This is a genomic window from Streptomyces sp. RLB3-17 (assembly GCF_007113425.2).
Lineage (GTDB): Bacteria > Actinomycetota > Actinomycetes > Streptomycetales > Streptomycetaceae > Streptomyces > Streptomyces mirabilis_D.
The window spans coordinates 10,604,061-10,619,831 of record NZ_CP041610.2; the positions used below are offsets into that span (position 1 = coordinate 10,604,061).

General features: G+C 70.7%; 16 protein-coding genes. 9 read left to right on the forward strand and 7 right to left on the reverse strand.

Going from position 1 to position 15,771, the window contains the following annotated elements; all coding sequences use genetic code 11:
- Positions 1-12 precede the first annotated feature (12 nt).
- Complete coding sequence (locus FNV62_RS47765) at positions 13-774, reverse strand: SDR family NAD(P)-dependent oxidoreductase (protein WP_063818405.1); 762 nt, start codon at positions 772-774, stop codon at positions 13-15.
- A 242-nt stretch (positions 775-1,016) separates the two neighbouring features.
- Between FNV62_RS47765 and FNV62_RS47770 the strand changes: the two genes are divergently transcribed.
- A complete protein-coding gene (locus FNV62_RS47770; protein WP_143604332.1) occupies positions 1,017-1,817 on the forward strand; it encodes an SDR family NAD(P)-dependent oxidoreductase in 801 nt (266 codons plus the stop codon).
- Positions 1,818-1,994: 177 nt separating this feature from the next.
- Complete coding sequence (locus FNV62_RS47775) at positions 1,995-3,497, forward strand: amino acid permease (protein ID WP_054236592.1); 1,503 nt, start codon at positions 1,995-1,997, stop codon at positions 3,495-3,497.
- 112 nt (positions 3,498-3,609) lie between these two features.
- Here FNV62_RS47775 and FNV62_RS47780 read toward each other — a convergent pair whose 3' ends face one another.
- Positions 3,610-4,290, reverse strand: a complete 681-nt coding sequence (locus FNV62_RS47780) for a DUF6445 family protein (protein ID WP_143604334.1) — start codon at positions 4,288-4,290, stop codon at positions 3,610-3,612.
- Positions 4,291-4,496: 206 nt separating this feature from the next.
- Here FNV62_RS47780 and rpmF point away from each other — a divergent pair, with 206 nt between their 5' ends.
- The 3 genes from rpmF to FNV62_RS47795 all read left to right on the forward strand — a co-directional run bounded on the left by rpmF (position 4,497) and on the right by FNV62_RS47795 (position 6,092).
- A complete protein-coding gene (gene rpmF, locus FNV62_RS47785) occupies positions 4,497-4,667 on the forward strand; it encodes a 50S ribosomal protein L32 (protein WP_060898204.1) in 171 nt (56 codons plus the stop codon).
- A gap of 1 nt (position 4,668) precedes the next feature.
- Complete coding sequence (locus FNV62_RS47790) at positions 4,669-5,631, forward strand: ATP-binding protein (protein ID WP_097287963.1); 963 nt, start codon at positions 4,669-4,671, stop codon at positions 5,629-5,631.
- 68 nt (positions 5,632-5,699) lie between these two features.
- Positions 5,700-6,092, forward strand: coding sequence for an SCO5389 family protein (locus tag FNV62_RS47795; RefSeq protein ID WP_143604336.1), 393 nt, complete (start codon positions 5,700-5,702; stop codon positions 6,090-6,092).
- Between the two features lie 24 nt (positions 6,093-6,116).
- Here the strand turns inward: FNV62_RS47795 and FNV62_RS47800 are convergent, their stop codons facing one another.
- Positions 6,117-8,534: a SpoIIE family protein phosphatase gene (locus FNV62_RS47800; RefSeq protein WP_143605792.1), complete on the reverse strand. Its 2,418-nt coding sequence runs from the start codon at positions 8,532-8,534 to the stop codon at positions 6,117-6,119.
- 221 nt (positions 8,535-8,755) lie between these two features.
- On the opposite strand from FNV62_RS47800, the gene FNV62_RS47805 reads away from it, so the two are divergent.
- Positions 8,756-9,514: a peptidoglycan-binding domain-containing protein gene (locus FNV62_RS47805; RefSeq protein ID WP_097287965.1), complete on the forward strand. Its 759-nt coding sequence runs from the start codon at positions 8,756-8,758 to the stop codon at positions 9,512-9,514.
- Between the two features lie 75 nt (positions 9,515-9,589).
- Here FNV62_RS47805 and FNV62_RS47810 read toward each other — a convergent pair whose 3' ends face one another.
- Together FNV62_RS47810 and FNV62_RS47815 are read right to left on the reverse strand one after the other, a co-directional pair.
- On the reverse strand, positions 9,590-10,444 hold the full coding sequence (locus tag FNV62_RS47810) for an alpha/beta fold hydrolase (protein WP_097287966.1): 855 nt from the start codon (positions 10,442-10,444) through the stop codon (positions 9,590-9,592).
- Positions 10,441-11,394: an alpha/beta hydrolase gene (locus tag FNV62_RS47815; RefSeq protein WP_143604343.1), complete on the reverse strand. Its 954-nt coding sequence runs from the start codon at positions 11,392-11,394 to the stop codon at positions 10,441-10,443. Before FNV62_RS47815 ends, FNV62_RS47810 begins: the two co-directional genes overlap by 4 nt.
- Before the next feature lie 455 nt (positions 11,395-11,849).
- Between FNV62_RS47815 and FNV62_RS47820 the strand changes: the two genes are divergently transcribed.
- On the forward strand, positions 11,850-12,449 hold the full coding sequence (locus FNV62_RS47820) for a cation transporter (RefSeq protein WP_143629709.1): 600 nt from the start codon (positions 11,850-11,852) through the stop codon (positions 12,447-12,449).
- A gap of 39 nt (positions 12,450-12,488) precedes the next feature.
- Here FNV62_RS47820 and FNV62_RS47825 read toward each other — a convergent pair whose 3' ends face one another.
- Complete coding sequence (locus FNV62_RS47825) at positions 12,489-13,154, reverse strand: nitroreductase (protein ID WP_143604347.1); 666 nt, start codon at positions 13,152-13,154, stop codon at positions 12,489-12,491.
- 271 nt (positions 13,155-13,425) lie between these two features.
- Positions 13,426-14,106 carry a GntR family transcriptional regulator gene (locus FNV62_RS47830; protein ID WP_097287969.1) on the reverse strand — a complete coding sequence of 227 codons (681 nt, stop codon included), beginning with the start codon at positions 14,104-14,106 and terminating at the stop codon, positions 13,426-13,428.
- Positions 14,107-14,199: 93 nt separating this feature from the next.
- On the opposite strand from FNV62_RS47830, the gene FNV62_RS47835 reads away from it, so the two are divergent.
- Together FNV62_RS47835 and FNV62_RS47840 are read left to right on the forward strand one after the other, a co-directional pair.
- Positions 14,200-14,736: a YbhB/YbcL family Raf kinase inhibitor-like protein gene (locus FNV62_RS47835; RefSeq protein WP_205522478.1), complete on the forward strand. Its 537-nt coding sequence runs from the start codon at positions 14,200-14,202 to the stop codon at positions 14,734-14,736.
- A 43-nt stretch (positions 14,737-14,779) separates the two neighbouring features.
- On the forward strand, positions 14,780-15,673 hold the full coding sequence (locus tag FNV62_RS47840) for an SCO6745 family protein (protein WP_143629712.1): 894 nt from the start codon (positions 14,780-14,782) through the stop codon (positions 15,671-15,673).
- The last annotated feature ends 98 nt before the right edge of the window (positions 15,674-15,771 follow it).

The window sequence follows — 15,771 nt, forward strand, 5'->3', positions numbered from 1 at the left end:
CGCGGTCCGTCCTCAGATCGCCGTCATGCCGCCGTCGGCGACGACGGCCGACCCGGTCATGAACGTGGACAGGTCCGAGGCCAGGAACAGCGCGACCGCCGCGATCTCGTCAGGGCGCCCTTCGCGCCCGATCGGCTGCCAGGACGGCAGGGTGTCCCGGACGGACTCGATTCCGCCCATCCGCTCGGCGTGGGCGAGGTTGATGGGCGTGTCGACCCAGCCGGGGCAGATGCAGTTGCAGCGCACACCGGAGGTGGCGAAGTCGCGGGCCACCGCCTTGGTCAGCATCAGGACGCCGCCCTTGCTCGCGGTGTATCCGGCCAGTACGGGTTCCGCGACGAGGCTGTTGACCGAGCCCATGTTGATGATCGAGCCGCCGCCCGCGCGCAGCAGCGCGGGCACCGCGTACTTGCAGCCGAGGAAGACCCCGCGCAGGTTGACCGCGAGCATGCGGTCGAAGTCCTCGACGGAGGTCTCCAGCACATTGCCGGGAATCGAGACGGCCGCGTTGTTGACCATCGTGGTGACGCGGCCCCAGGTCCGCTCGGCCGCCTCCACGGCCGCGGCGACGTCGTCGGGGTCGGAGACGTCGGCGCGCAGCGGCTCGACCGCGGTGGGGTCGTCGCACAGTTCGGCCGTACGCCACACCCCCGCCTCGTCGATGTCGGCGGCGAGGACCTTCGCCCCGGCCGCCACGAACCCGCGCGTGATGGCCCGTCCGATACCGCTGGCCGCGCCGGTGACCACGGCCACCTTGCCGTCGAGATCGATCAATTCGTGCCCCCGGTGATCGTGCGGGCGTTCGGAAGGTCCCACGGATCGAACGCCCGATTGTTGGGAGATCGTCCAATGACTTATGGGCCCGGACGCCCCAACATTAGGGCACCCCCACGGCGAAAGCACAGACCAGAAGCGCTCTCCGGTCCGTGATCGCCTGCTCCCCGCAGCTCGACCGGACGGGTCGTTGGCGAATGTTCCAAGCATCAAGACCCGTCACGCGACCGGAAAGAGAGCCCATGGCCACTCCGACCACCACCCCCTCCGCGCCGCCCACGGGCCGGGTCGCGGACAAGGTCTGCGTCGTGACCGGCGCCGGCTCCGGCATCGGCCGGGCGATCGCCCACCGGCTGGCGGAGGAGGGCGGCAAGGTGCTGTGCGCCGACCTGTCCGAGCGGACCGCGCGGGAGACGGCCGCGGAGATCACCACGGCCGGCGGAGTGGCCGAGGGCCGCGGGGTGGACGTGTCCTCCAGCGCCGAGGTCGACGCGATGGTCGAGGCCGTGGTGGCCCGTTGGGGCCGCGTGGACGTCCTGGTCAACAACGCGGGCGTCAACCTGCCGGGGCTGCTGCACGAGGTCCCCGACGACATCATCGACAAGACCCTCGATGTGAACGTCAAGGGCCAGCTCTACGGCTGCCGTGCGGTCATCCCGCACATGCTCACCGCGGGCGGCGGCTCGATTGTGAACATCTCCAGCGTCAACGGGCTGGTCAGCGAGCCCTTCCTCACTGTTTACTCTGCCTCCAAGGGTGCCAGCGTGATGCTCACGAAGGGCGTGGCACTGGACTACGTCAAGCAGGGCATCCGCTGCAACGTGATCTGCCCCGGATGGGTCGACACGCCGATCAACCACGCGCACGCCAAGCTCCTCGGCGGCCTTGAGCACGTCTACGACACCATCGATTCCTTCCAGCCCATCGGGCGTCCGGGGCAGCCCCGCGAGATTGCGAACGTGGCCCTCTTCCTCGCCTCCGACGAGGCGAGCTTCATGACCGGAAGCGTCGTCGCGGTCGACGGCGGCATGACGTCGCAGTAGCCGTCACCCACCCGCCACCCCCGCCACCGCGCAGCTCGCGCCCTTCGCGCGAGGTGCGTCGTCCGCGCCGTACACCCTCCCAACCGGCCCAGCACACAAAGGGGATCACCCGTGGCTTCGGACAACACCCTGGACAAGACCGGCTCACCCGGACCGAACGACAGCGCGGCACCCACGATGACCGACGACGAGGCCCGGCTGCACGAGCTCGGCTACGCGCAGGAACTCGAGCGCAGCATGTCGCCGTTCTCGAACTTCGCCGTCTCGTTCACGATCATCTGCATTCTCTCGGGCTGTATGACGCTCTACGGCTTCGGCATGAACACCGGCGGTCCCGCCGTCATGGTGTGGGGCTGGCCGATCGTCGGTGTCCTCACCCTCACCGTCGGCCTGGGCATGGCCGAGGTGTGCTCCAGTTACCCGACCGCGGGCGGCCTCTACTACTGGGCGGCCAAGCTCGCCAAGAGCAGAGGTCCGGCCTGGGCCTGGTTCACCGGCTGGTTCAACTTCCTCGGCCAGGTCGCCGTCACCGCGGGCATCGACTTCGGTCTGGCCCAGTTCCTCAACGCCTTCCTCGACCTCCAGTTCGGCTTCACCGCCACCCCCGGCCACACCGTGCTCCTCTTCGGCATCACCCTGCTCGTCCACGCGCTCCTCAACGTGCGCGGCGTCAGGCTCGTCGCCCTGCTCAACAACATCAGCGTGTGGTGGCAGGTCATCGGGGTGGCGGTCGTCGTCCTCGCGCTGGTCGTCTTCCCCTCCCACCACCAGTCGGCGGGCTTCGTCTTCGGCCACTTCGTCAACAACACCGGCTGGGGATCGAGTCTGTACGTCTCCCTGCTGGGCCTGCTGCTCGCCCAGTACACCCTGACCGGCTTCGACGCCTCGGCCCACATGACCGAGGAGACCCACGACGCGGCCCGCTCCGGACCGCGCGGCATCGTCAACTCCATCCTCGTCTCGCTGGTGGCGGGCTGGATCCTGCTGATCGGCGTCACCTTCGCGATCCAGAGCTACGACGGTGCGCTCGGCAGCTCCACCGGTGTGCCCCCGGTGCAGATCTTCCTCGACGCCCTGGGCGACACCGGCGGCAAGCTGCTGCTGCTCATCGTCATCGGCGCCCAGTTCTTCTGCGGCATGTCCTCGGTGACCGCCAACTCCCGGATGATCTACGCCTTCTCGCGGGACGGCGCGCTGCCGGGCTCGGCGTTCTGGCACCGGATCAGCGATCGCACCCGCACGCCGTCCAACGCGGTGTGGCTCGCCTCGGGCGGAGCCTTCCTCCTCGGCCTGCCCTACCTGATCAACCCCACCGCGTACGCCGCTGTCACCTCGATCGCGGTCATCGGACTCTTCATCGCCTACGTCATCCCGATCTATCTGCGGCTGCGCCAGGGCGACGACTTCGCGGCCGGGCCCTGGAACCTCGGCCGCTGGAGCAAGCCCGTCGCGGTCGTCGCCGTGGGCTGGGTCGCCTGCGTGACCGTCCTCTTCATGCTCCCGCAGGTCAGCCCGGTCACCGCCAAGTCCTTCAACTACGCGCCGATCGCGGTGGTCGTCGTCCTCGGCTTCGCCGGTGCCTGGTGGATGCTGTCGGCCCGCAAGTGGTTCACCGGACCCAAGGTCCAGGGCAGCGCCGACGAGCTGGCCTCCATCGAACGCGAACTCATGGGCAACTGAGCACCACCGCCCCGCACAGCCGAGCGGCCCCGGACTCCAAGGTCCGGGGCCGCTCGGCATTGGTGCGCGGGCTCACCGTCGATGCGCGGACTCACGTCATTGGTACGCCGTCTCAGGCCATCCAGAAGAAGACCGCGGTCATCCGCTTGTCCTCCATCGTGCTGCCCCAGTAGCCGGTGGCGCTGTGCATCAGGTTGGCGTGGTAGAGGAGCAGCCGGTTGTAGCGGTGCGGGACCTCGAGGTCCTCGACGAAGGAGTCCGGCGCCACGAACCGCGTACCGAGCGCGTCGACCAGGTTGTTGTGCGGAGCCGCCACCACGTTCCCGCCGAGTCGGCCGCCGGGCAGGCTCTGCCGGTAGAAGCTCGTTCCGCAGCTCTTGGGTACGACCGGGTTGAGATAGAGCACGGCGGCGTACCGGCACAGCGCGCGGGAGTCGGTGTGCGGGCGCGGTTGGCCCTCGTCCTTGCCGACCACCTGGACGCAGTTGTGGTTGAGCGTGCCCCCGGAGGGCGTGCTCTGCACCCACAGCTGCTTCGCGCCGGTGGCCTTTTTCACCAGCCGTTCCACGCGGGCCAGTTCGCCCGGTTCGAGCCCCGGCATCGTCCGCAGGCCCGGCCAGCTCTCCGAGGTGTACGGGTAGCCCTTGGCCCACTCGTCCTTGGCGAGACAGCGCGCCCGGACGGCGTCCACGTCGGGCAGCACATCGTCGAAGACCCAGTAGTCCCGGTCACGGGTCGGTTTCCGATACGGGAGGACAGGGAGGGCCGGAGTCCGTGGGGGGTGTGAGGACATGCGGCCGACCATAGTGGCGCCGTCGGTCACCACTCGCCTTGGATTTGGTCAACAATCTGTCAACTTCGCTTGGTGGCACGGCTGTCGGCGCGCCCTCCGTGGCTCGCGCGTGCTCCGTGCGCATCCCACGCGCCCCGCGCGCCAGCTTGGAAATGAGATCCATTTTCAGATAGCGTCGGTCGTGTCCACCTACTTTGGAGACCGACATGGCCGTGCCCAAACGCAAGATGTCCCGCAGCAACACCCGCCACCGCCGCGCCCAGTGGAAGGCCGCCACGGCGCGACTCGTCCCGATCACCGTCGACGGCGCCTCCCACCTCGTACCGCAGCGACTGGCCAAGGCGTACGAGCGCGGCCTGCTGCGCCCGGAGGGCTGACATGCGCGCGGCCTTCGTCGGAAAGGGCGGCAGCGGCAAGACCACGCTGTCGGCCCTCTTCTCCCGCGAGCTGGCGCACTCCGGCGCGCCCGTCGTCGCCATCGACGGCGACATCAACCAGCACCTGGCACACGCCCTCGGCCTCGGCGACGACGAGACCTTCGCCGCCCCGCCCCTCAGTGCGCGGCTCGGCGAGATCAAGGCCCACCTGCGCGGCAGCAACCCGCGTATCACCTCACCCGAAGCCATGATCAAGACCACCCCGCCGGGCCGCGGCTCACGCCTGCTGCGCCTCCTCGGCGACGACCCGGTGCACACCCCGCACCTCCAACGGGTCGGCGGCGTACCGCTGATGGTCACCGGCGAGTTCGACGAGAGCGATCTCGGCGTGGCCTGCTACCACTCCAAACTCGGAGCGGTGGAGCTGTACCTCAACCATCTCGTCGACGGGCCCGGCGAGTACGTCGTCGTCGACATGACCGCCGGTGCCGACGCCTTCGCCTCCGGACTGTTCACCCGCTTCGACATGACCTTCCTGGTCGCCGAACCCACCCGCAAGGGCGTCTCCGTCTACCGCCAGTACCGCGACCACGCCGAGGAGTTCGGCATCCCGGTCGCCGTGATCGGCAACAAGGTCACCGGCGAGGACGACCTGCTCTTCCTCAAGGAACACGTCGGCGACGACCTCCTGACGTACGTCCGGCACTCCTCCTGGGTGCGCGCCCAGGAGCAGGGCCGACCCCACGGCGACCTCGAACCGCACAACATCCACGCGCTGCGCCGCATGCGGACGGCCCTGGACGCCCGTACCAAGGACTGGACGGCCTTCCAGGAACACGCCGTCGCCTTCCATCTGCGCAACGCCGCCGCCTGGGCCGACCGGGCCACCGGCACCGACCTCTCCGCACAGATCGACCCCGACTTCCGACACGGCCCCACCGCCCTCGAACCGTCCGCCCACTGATCCCCCCACACCCGACCCGATGGCGACCCGCGCACCACGAACCACCTACCGACAGGACTGCCACTCTCATGTCACTCGACGTCGCCCCGAAGCTGCTCGCCGAAGCCGAACGCGGTCCGGTCCGCGAAGCGGACTTCGTGGACACCGTCCGTACGTCCCTGCCGTACGCCTACGACCTCATCGCCGACCTGGCTCTACAACTCCGCGACGGGACGGCTGAGTTCACCGACAACCACACTCCGCCGCCCTCCGAGAAGGAACGCGGCCAGCTGCTGCGGGCGCTCGCCAGCGACGCGATCCGCGGCAGCCTGGAGCGGCACTTCGGCGTCACCCTCGCCTTCATGAACTGCCACCGCGTCGCCGTCTTCCGCCCCGAGGACCGGGGCGGCGCGACCCACTCCCGGTTCACCTCGCAGCGTTCGCAGATCCTCAACCAGTCACCCGAGTTCCGCGACTGCTGAAACCCACGGCCACGCGTCCGTCCGTCACATCGTGGGCTGGGTGGTCAGCGACTGCTCGGCCCAGATGACCTTCCCCTCGGGGGTGTAGCGGGTTCCCCAGCGCCGGGTGAACTGGGAGATCAGGAACAGCCCGCGGCCACCCTCGTCGGTGGTCTTCGGATGCCGCAGATGCGGGGCGGTCGCGGCGCCGTCGGAGACCTCGCAGATCAGCGCCCGCTCCGTGATCAGACGCAGCCGGATCGGCCCCGAGGCGTACCGGATCGCGTTGGTGACGAGCTCGCTCACGACCAGCTCGGTGGTGAAGGCCAGCTCGTCCAGGCCCCACGCGCTCAGCTGCTGCGTCGCCACCTTCCTGGCCTCGGCCACCATGGCCGGATCCGAGGACAGGTCCCAGGTCGCGACCTGCTCGGCGCCGAGCCGGCGCGTGCGCGCCATCAGCAGCGCCACGTCGTCGTACGGCCGCGACGGCACGAGATCGTCCACGATCGTGCGGCACATGCCGTCCAACGGCTGGCGGTGCGAGGCCAACGCGCCCCGCAGCCGCTCCCGGCCCGCGTCCGGATCCCGTCCCGTGCGGGGCGTGGCGATCAGCCCGTCGGTGTGCAGGGCGAGCACACTGCCTTCCTCCAGGGTGAACTCCACCGATTCGAAGGGCAGTCCGGCGACCCCCAGCACGGGACCGCGGGGAAGGTCCGCGAACGTGACGGTGCCGTCGGGAGCGATGACCGCGGGTGCGGGATGCCCCGCGCCCGCCATCGCGCACCGCCCGCTCACCGGGTCGTACACGACGTACAGACAGCTGGCTCCGACGGCCTGCATCCCGCTGGTAAGGGTGTCCGCGCCGCTGCCCTCCTCCCGGGCGGCCCGGCTGACCAGGTCGTCCAGGTGCGCGAGCACCTCCTCGGGCGACAGGTCCAGATCGGCGAGGGTCTGTACGGCGGCCCGCAGCCGCCCCATGGCGGCGGCGCCGTCGATGCCGTGACCGGTCACCTCGCCCACGACCAGTGCCACCCGGGCCCCGGACAGCGGAATGACGTCGAACCAGTCCCCGGCGAGGCCCGTCAGCTCGTCCGCGGGCCGGTAGCAGGCCGAGACCTCCACCGCGTTCTGCTCCGGGAAGCGGTGCGGGAGCAGATTGCGCTGGAGGACGAGCGCCGCGTCGCGCTCACGGGTGTAACGACGGGCGTTGTCGAGGCACAGGGCCGCCCTGCCGACGAACTCCTCCGCCAGGCTCAGATCGTCCTCGTCGAAGGGGTCCTCGCAGTCGCGCCGGAAGAACGTGGTGATCCCCAGCGTGACGCCACGGGCCCGGACGGGCACGATCATCGCGCTGTGCAGCCCGAGGTCGAGGAAGGAGGCGGCCGGGCCCTCGCGGGCGCTCGTGCTCCACTTCCTGGCCTGTGGATCCAGCCGCGCCTCACGCCAGGACCGGCCCTCGGCCAGAGCGCGGACCGGGGGAGAGGTCGCCTGGTAGGTCGCGGCCTCACCCACCTCGACGGCGGTTTCCGGGATACCGGCCCGGACCGACTGCTGTCCGGCACGTCGCAGTGACACCACGTCCGTGTCGCTCAGCCGGCCGGGCACCGGCTCGGCTCCCCTGAGTACGGACTCCAGCAGGTCCACGGTGACGAAGTCGGCCAGCCCCGGTACGGCGACGTCGGCCAGCTCCTGCGCGGTGTGCTGGACGTCCAGACTGCGCCCGATGTGCTCGCCGGCCCGGTCGAGCAGCGCCAGCCGCCGTCGCGCACGGTAGCGATCGGTGACGTCGACAACGGTGTAGTAGACCCCGATCGGGTGGCCGTGGTCGTCCTCCAGCCGGATGAACGACAGGGAGTGCGCGGACTCGCGATGCGGCGCGGACCGTACGCGGCCCACGTGCTCGTACCCGACGACCGGCCGGCCGCTCTCCAGCACCCGGCGCATCTGCGCCTCCAGCGTCTCGGCGTCCAGTCCCGGCTGGATGTCGGCGAGCCTGCGCCCCAGACGCTGGTGCGGCGGGCCCCCGCCGAACTGCTCCAGCGCGGCGTTCGACCACACATAGCGCAGGTCCGTGTCCACGATGGCTATGCCCACCGGCGAGCGGGCGTTCATCCGCTCCAGTACCGACCGGCTCATGTCCCAGCCGGGGCCACCCGCCAGATCGGCGAGCAGCACCACCCAGCGCGTCGGCCCGCCGCTCTCGCGTATCGGGACGGCCCGGACCATCACCCGGACCGCGTGCCCGTCCCGGTGCAGCACGGACAGCAGTCCGGCCCAGCCGCCGCCGTCGTGGCACCGCGCCACAAGGTCGGGGATCCGCGCCGCGTCCTCCGGAAGCAGCAGCTCGGCGGCGCGGCGGCCCAGGACCTCGGAGGGCGCGTACCCCAGCAGGCGCTCGGCGTCCGCGGTCCAGCTGGTCACCGTCATCCTGGCGTCGAGCAGCAGCGGCGCGGCGTCCGCCATGTCGAAGCGCCGGCGGGCGGCCGACACGTCTCGTTCCTCGCTCGCAGCCACGGCGACCCTCTCCGCTCCCCGAAGGTGGTCCTACCCGCTATTTGCCCATTCTTCACGTTGTACGACCACGTGGGCGCGGAGGGCCTGGGGTGCCGTTGAACCCCGGGGCCTCAGGCCGCGTATCACTCCACGGGGATGGCGTGACACCGCGCGCACGGAAGGAGAGCAGTGTGCCGACACCGCCCGAACCAGGGCAGCCCGGGGGGCGACGGGCGATCGAACCCACCTATGTTCAGCGGCGCCGCCGGACGGAGGCACTCGCGCAACTTCTGAAGGAGGTGCGCGAGGAACAGCACGGGCCCGACGCGGACGAGAACTACGAGGTCATCGCCGTACCGGCCACGACGGTCACAGTGACGCCGCCGGTGGCCGAGGACGCGACCGAGGAACTGCCACCCGTCCTGGTGGGCGAGGACTACACCCGGGGCGGGAGACCGGTGGGGGCTCGCGGGCCCTCCTCCGCTCCCGCCGTCCACCGCGCCCGCGGCCCCGTGGGCGCGCGGGCGTCCGGGTGGGGCACGGGGCAGCGCCGCGCGGCGGTCGTCATCGGGGTCACAGGGGCGGCCCTCGTCGGTTTCGCCCTCGCGCTCCTGCTGCCCGGTGGTGAGCAGGAGGCCGGAGCACAGGCCGGACGAGCCCCGACCGGCGCGCCCACGACGGCAGCCGCCCAGGCCCCGTCCGCGAGCGCCGACCCGGACGGCGCGGGCACCCTCCGCGAGGGGGACAGCGGCCCCGCGGTCAAGGACCTGCAGCAACGGCTGCTCCGGATCCCGAACGTCTACGACCACGGCTCCACGAACGGCACCTACGACGCCACGCTCACGGCCGCGGTCGCGCGCTTCCAGCTCTGGTACGGGATCCGGGGCGACGAGACGGGCGTCTACGGCAACGACACCCGCGCCGACCTCGAATCCCGTACGACGCTGTGACCCCGTACGGCTCTACGGCTCTACGGCTGTATTGCTGCCGAACGGCTGCCGAGCGCGTCAGGATCGTCAGGACTTTCAGGTGGCCGCGGACGACCGAGTGAACTCCCTTATGGCCCGGGCCAGTTCCGTCGGCCGGTCCAGCGGGACGAGCGTGTAGCTGTCGTCGATCTCGACCAGCCGCCCCCGCGGGAGCAGCGCGGCGAGGCGCCGGCCGTGCTCGGGCGGCATCACGCGGTCGCCGCGCGCCCAGACGACGAGGGCGGGGCGGTCGAAGCGCGGCAGTCGATCGGCCGCGGCGAGCAGCAGACCGGTGTCCGCCGCCGCCGCGCGCAGTGTGCGCACGGCGTCACGGCGGATCTCCGGCCGTTCGAGGACCGGCCTGATCCACCGAGCGGTGGCGGCGTCTCCCCGGAGCGTGAGCCACCCGAAGGCGACCGGCGTGCGGCGCAGCGGCCGCAGCCGCATCTGTTGCATGAACATCCCGAACAGCCGAGGTGGGAGCCGGCCGCTGAGGACGAGCGTCCGGCCCGTCAGCCCGGGCGGGAAGTTGTCGAAGGCGTCGCACGACACGAGCACCACCCCCGCCACCCGTGCCGAACCGTCGACCATCATGAGCTGGACGAGCGCTCCGCCGGTGTCATTGCCGACCAGGACGACGTCCCGCAGATCGAGGCGGTCGAGGAACTCCGCGACCAGCCGGGCCACCCCGGGCAGCGACAGGTCGGCGTCGGCCCGCATGCCGTGCCGATGCGCCCCGAGCGGCAGGGTCGGTGCCACGCACCGGTGGTCGGCGGCCAGCTCGGTGATCGTCTCGTCCCACAGCGAGGCGTCCATCATCAGCCCATGCAGCAACACCAGCACCGGACCGTCGCCACCCGTGTCCCGGTAGGCGACCGTCCCCGCCGACAGCTCGATCTCCTCCGTCGTCATCCGCGCTCCACGGAGGCGACGGAGGCCACCGGGGAATCGAGCACATGTCGGCGCAGGAACGACAACTCGGCGTCGACCGCCCGTTCGTGCGCGTCCAGGAACGGCGCGTAGTGCCCGCCGGGCAACCACACCAGCTCCGCGCGGGGCGCCCGCCGCGTCGCGCGCACGGCCGCCGTGGGCGAGGCGGACTGGTCCTGCTCGCACACGACGACGAGCAGCGGACACCGTACGCGGGAGGCGTCACGGCCGGGACGGTAGAACCCGAGGCCGAGCGCCGAGCGGGCCGCGACCTCCTGCCGCCAGTCCGGATACCTGTCGTCGGGATTGAGCGCGCGTGGGGCGTCGGCCGTGTCCGGTGTGGTGAGGACGGCGACGGTGCCGGGCTCGCCGCCGAGTGGCACCAGCAGGGGCGGACGGCCGAGGAGGCCGCCGGCCGCGTCGAGGACGCCCCTGCCGAGCAGGCGCAGCAGGGCGAGTGGTTTCTGGTGGCGCGCCGCGAGGCGTGCGGCGGCCGGACCCCCGACGTTCGGCGTCTGGGCGATCACGGCGGCGAGGTGCGGGGTGCGCGCCGCTACCCGGAGGAGGTGACCGGCGGATGCGGAGAACCCCCAGAGCGCCAGCCTGTTCCGGTCGACTCCCGGCAGGGTCGCTGCGAACGCGACAGCGGCTCGCCAGTCCGTCAACTGTCCGCCGACCGAGGCGACTTGGCGCGGTCGGCCACCGCTCTCACCGAATCCGCGATAGTCGAAGGCCAGCACGCCGAACCCGGCGTCGTGGAACCGCCGCGCGAACAGGTCGGTGCCCGGTTCCTTCGTCACGGCGAACCCGCCCGCCATGATCACACAGGCTCCGTCGCTCCCTGGATAGTGCCAGGCGGCGCACTCGCTGCCGCCGCTGCTGAAACGGACCTTCTCCCGCTCCCCGGACACCGGATCGGTCACGTCGTTCATAAGGGCCTCCAGTCATAAGCCCTGTCATAAGGGCCTCCCGTGCGCGTCTGTCGCGTGTTTGTCGAGCGTCCGCATCCAAGAGGGTTCATGAGGACTCCGGTGTGACATCGCCGCGACACCTCGGCATGGAGGCGCACGAAAACCCGCCGCCACGGCATTGAGAGCCATACGAGCATCAGCGGGTGACCGACGACGAGGAGCTGCACGCCGCCGACCTGATCGGTGAGCGGCTGCTGCGCAGCGTCCGAGCGAGGACATCGACACGTGGGACGGTGAGGCGTCCAGGCTTTGGACGAAGTGGGACGACGGGACCGGCGGTGGTCACATCGAACTCACCGATCTCCTCGCCCTGGCCGGCCTACGGCTCAGCCCGCGACACTGACTTCCGACTGATCGGTACCGGCCGGCCTGGAACACCCAACTTCACCGTGCTGCGGGTCGGAGAGAATCAGGACGTGACCGCTCCGAAAGAGATCTCCCGCGATTCCCTGCTCCGCCAGGGGTTCGTCCTGGAATACACCACGCTGGCCTGGAACGCCATCGGCATCGTGGTGCTTGCCGTCGCGGCGGTCTCCGCCCGGTCGGTGGCGCTGGCCGGGTTCGGACTGGACTCCCTGATCGAGATCGGCGCCTCGACGGTGGTGATCTGGGAACTGTCGGGCACCGGTGAAGCACGTCAGCGACGCGCGCTGCGGCTGATCGGCGTCGGATTCGCGGCGCTCGCGGTCTACCTGCTGGTGCAGTCCACCTGGGTGCTGGCCGCCGGTTACCACCCGCGCCATTCGCCGCTGGGCATCGGGTGGACCGCGGTCACCGCCGTCGTGATGTTCGCCCTCGCCGCGGGCAAGGCCCGCACCGGCGCCGCCCTGGACAACCCGGTGCTCACGACCGAGGGCAGCGTCACGCTGATCGATGGCCTGCTGGCCGCCGCGGTCCTGCTCGGCCTGGCCCTGAACAGCGCCGTCGGCTGGTGGTGGGCCGACCCGGCGGCCGGCTACGTGCTGGTCTACTACGCAGTCCGCGAGGTCCGTGAAATCCTCACCGGCGGCCACTGACTGACGGCCCGTCTGTCGTGAGGATCAACGGTCAGCGGGTCATACTCCGATGAAGCGCACTGTCTCTGTCATGTCCGCCCGCCCGGTGCGCAGTCGTGGCACGCCCTCCTTCTCGAATCCCACCGAGACACCGCAGAACAGCACGAGCCCGTCATCGGCTCCGACCACCTTGCTGACCGTCTCGCGGTACATCGTCCACATCACCTGGGGGCAGCTGTGCAACCCTTCCGCCCTCAGCAACAGCATGACCGTCTGCAAGTACATCCCCGCGTCCCCCCACTGTCCGGGCCCCATCGTCCGGTCGAGGTAGCAGAACAGTACGACCGGCGCCCCGAACGCGTCCGAGTTCACTGCGGCGATCTTCATGGGCCTGTCGGGGTCGTCGCGCCTGATTCCCAGCGCTTTGTACCGCTGCGCAGCCGCGGCGGAGAAACGGTCCAGATACGGTGAGGTCAGTTCGGCCGGGTACATCGGATACTCCCGCTCATCACCCGGGTCTCCCGCCAGTGCCCTGGCCGTCGCGCGTCCCTTCAGCTCGGCCAAAGGCTCGCCGCTCACGACGTACACATGCCAAGGCTGGAGATTCCCACTCGATGGAGCCCGCGTCGCTGCAGCCAGCACTCGTTCAAGTACCTCTTTGGGTATCGGCTCATCGCTGAACGCCCGCACGGCCCTGCGACTGTCGACGGCTTCATACACATCCACGTCCTGTCGTCCTCTCGCTGCTGTCGAAACTCACCGGCATGCGCCGAACTCGACGCGGCCTCACGCCTGGACCGGCCCCCCTGTGGGCGGACAGGGCTTGCCCGAAAGGGATTTGACCTCGACCTGGCCACTGTCTGGAGGAGCGAAGGCGACCACGCGACCTGGGCCGCCGCGACCGGCGTGCGCGTCGCCGTGGACCGCGCCGTGGACCGCGCCGTGAACCGCTAGGACGGCCGCCGCACCCCACCTCGCCACGATGCTCAGCCGGGCATCACGCGTGCGGCTCGGTGTCCAGGACCATGCCTGACGTGGAGCTGATCATGCGGCGCAGGACGGCGTCGGCCCGCTCGCCGTCCCGGGCCATGACCGCGTCGAGCAGGTCGCGGTGTTCTTTGTGGACGGCCTCGTCGGTCCAGCGCTGCGTCTCTTCCGGTGTGGGTCGGCTCCACCGCCGGTACAGTTCGGCCTCTTCCCTCAGGGAGGCGGCCAGGTCGCGTAGCCGGGGGTTGGCGCAGCCGGCCAGGAGCGCGGTGTGGAAGTCGGCGTGGGCGATCAGCCAGTCCTCGCTGGGCTGGTCACCGTCGCCGCGTGGGGTCTGCTCGAACGTGTGGTGGGCGGCCAGCACCTGAGCCTGCCACGCGAGGCCGCCCTCGCTGATGGCGCGGCTCAGGGTGAGGGACTCGATCTCGGTGCGGGTGTCGGTCAGGTCGGCCAGCCCGCGGGCGGTGACGTCGGTGACCTGGAAACCGTGGTGCGCCTCGGAGCTGACCAGGTTCTTGGCGACCAGCTTGAGCAGGGCTTCGCGTACGGCCCCGGTGCTCACCCCGTACTGCTCGCTGAGCTCGGGGAACTTCAACCGCCGGCCAGGCCGGAGCCGTCCGCCCAGGATGTCGGCCCGGATGCGGTCCTGCACCACCTCGCTGCGGGTCTGCTGCCCGGCTCCTCTCGCCACGGGACGGAGCTTACAACATTTGACAGCTGGCAGTATTTTTAAAAGTGTGGTTGATTATTGAAAGTCAGAACGCCTGGCTCGATGGGAGACCCGATGAGCAGTCCGTACGACGCCATGCCCGCCGTTCCCGAGTTCTCCGTCACGAGCGCGGACGTCACCGACGGGGGTCCGTTGCCGGTGGCGCAGTTCGCCGCCATGAGCGGCGCCGCCGGAGCCGAGGACCGTTCCCCCCAGCTGTCGTGGGGCGGCTTCCCGGCCGCTACCCGCAGCTTCGTCGTCACGATGTACGACCCGGACGCCCCGACCCCGTCCGGTTTCTGGCACTGGGCGGTGGCCGACATCGCCGCCGACGTGACGTCCCTCGACACTGGCGCCGGCACGCCCGGCAACGGCGGCCTGCCGGACGGCGCCTTCCACGTCTCGAACGATGTGCGCGCGACCGCCTACATCGGCGCCGCGCCACCGCCGGGAACCGGCAAGCACCGCTACTACATCGCCGTCAACGCACTCGACATACCGTCCGTGACAGCCCTCGGCATCACCCCGGAGTCGACCCCGGCCGCCCTCAGCTTCTTCATTCTCCAGCACACGCTCGCCCGAGCCGTCCTCGTGCCGTGGGCCGGCGAGTGAGGCCCGGGTGCGGCCGGCAGATCCTTCCGGGCGGCTCGTCCTGATGACTTCATTCGAGACGACTTCATTCGAGACGACTTCATTCGAGGCGAGCGCGGGACGCCGCTGCCACAACGTCGTCAATCCCGTGCACACATCCGTGTACTTCGCGCCGGAGCAGCAGGACGAACTCGCGGCGCTCGGCCTGGAGCGCGGCGCCATGGCCTACTTCGCGGGCCGCGCGGCCCCGCTCGGAGAGGTCGGCGCGGGCACCGTCACCGCGACGTTCTACAACTTCAACCACGAGCACGTGGCCCGGTACATCCCCGCCGCGTGGGCCGTCACCACGCCGGAGGCGGTGCTCGCGGCCCGGCTGCGCGGCGCGGACGGGACGCTGCGGCGGCTGCTCGGGGAGGAGGTCCTCACGTCGAAGGAGATGGTCGAGGCGGCCGAGCTGGCGCTGCGCGCCACCGAGGCATGCCGCCGCGAGGCGCGGCCGCTGTACGCCGCCAACGCCGGCCTTTCCGTGCCCGAGGAACCGCACCTGGCCTTGTGGCACGCCGCGACGCTGCTGCGCGAGCACCGGGGTGACGGTCACCTCGCCGCTCTGGCGGTGGCCGGCCTGTCCGGGATCGAGGCCCTCGTCCTGCACAACGCCACCGGTACGGCGCCGACGTCGGCGTTGTTCATGCGGACCCGCGGGTGGTCCGCGGAGCAGTGGTCCGCCACCCGGGACCGGCTGTGCGAGCGCGGGCTGTTGGACAAGGCGGGGGACCTCACGGACGCGGGCGCGGCCCTGCGCGGTGAGGCCGAGGCGCTCACCGACCGCCTCGACGCCGCCCCGTACGACCACCTCGGCCCTGCCGCCACCGCGCGCCTCACCGAGCTGGCCGGCGGCTTCACCAGAACCCTCAGGGCAGCGGGCGCCTTCCCCGCGGCGCACTTCGGCAAGGGCTGAGACCCCGGGGCTCAGGGGCGTACAGCCGACCAGGAGGGATACGGCCTGACCGGTTGATCGCAGTCTTGCCTCGCAACGAACCGGGCAAGCGGCCCAGA

Coding starts and splice junctions, on each gene's coding strand:
- FNV62_RS47770 (WP_143604332.1), top strand. CDS start 1,017: ATGGCCACTCCGACCACCACCCCCTCCGCGCCGCCCACGGGCCGGGTC.
- FNV62_RS47775 (WP_054236592.1), top strand. CDS start 1,995: ATGACCGACGACGAGGCCCGGCTGCACGAGCTCGGCTACGCGCAGGAA.
- FNV62_RS47780 (WP_143604334.1), bottom strand. CDS start 4,290: ATGTCCTCACACCCCCCACGGACTCCGGCCCTCCCTGTCCTCCCGTAT.
- rpmF (WP_060898204.1), top strand. CDS start 4,497: ATGGCCGTGCCCAAACGCAAGATGTCCCGCAGCAACACCCGCCACCGC.
- FNV62_RS47790 (WP_097287963.1), top strand. CDS start 4,669: ATGCGCGCGGCCTTCGTCGGAAAGGGCGGCAGCGGCAAGACCACGCTG.
- FNV62_RS47795 (WP_143604336.1), top strand. CDS start 5,700: ATGTCACTCGACGTCGCCCCGAAGCTGCTCGCCGAAGCCGAACGCGGT.
- FNV62_RS47800 (WP_143605792.1), bottom strand. CDS start 8,534: ATGGCGGACGCCGCGCCGCTGCTGCTCGACGCCAGGATGACGGTGACC.
- FNV62_RS47810 (WP_097287966.1), bottom strand. CDS start 10,444: ATGACGACGGAGGAGATCGAGCTGTCGGCGGGGACGGTCGCCTACCGG.
- FNV62_RS47815 (WP_143604343.1), bottom strand. CDS start 11,394: ATGAACGACGTGACCGATCCGGTGTCCGGGGAGCGGGAGAAGGTCCGT.
- FNV62_RS47835 (WP_205522478.1), top strand. CDS start 14,200: ATGAGCAGTCCGTACGACGCCATGCCCGCCGTTCCCGAGTTCTCCGTC.
- FNV62_RS47840 (WP_143629712.1), top strand. CDS start 14,780: ATGACTTCATTCGAGACGACTTCATTCGAGACGACTTCATTCGAGGCG.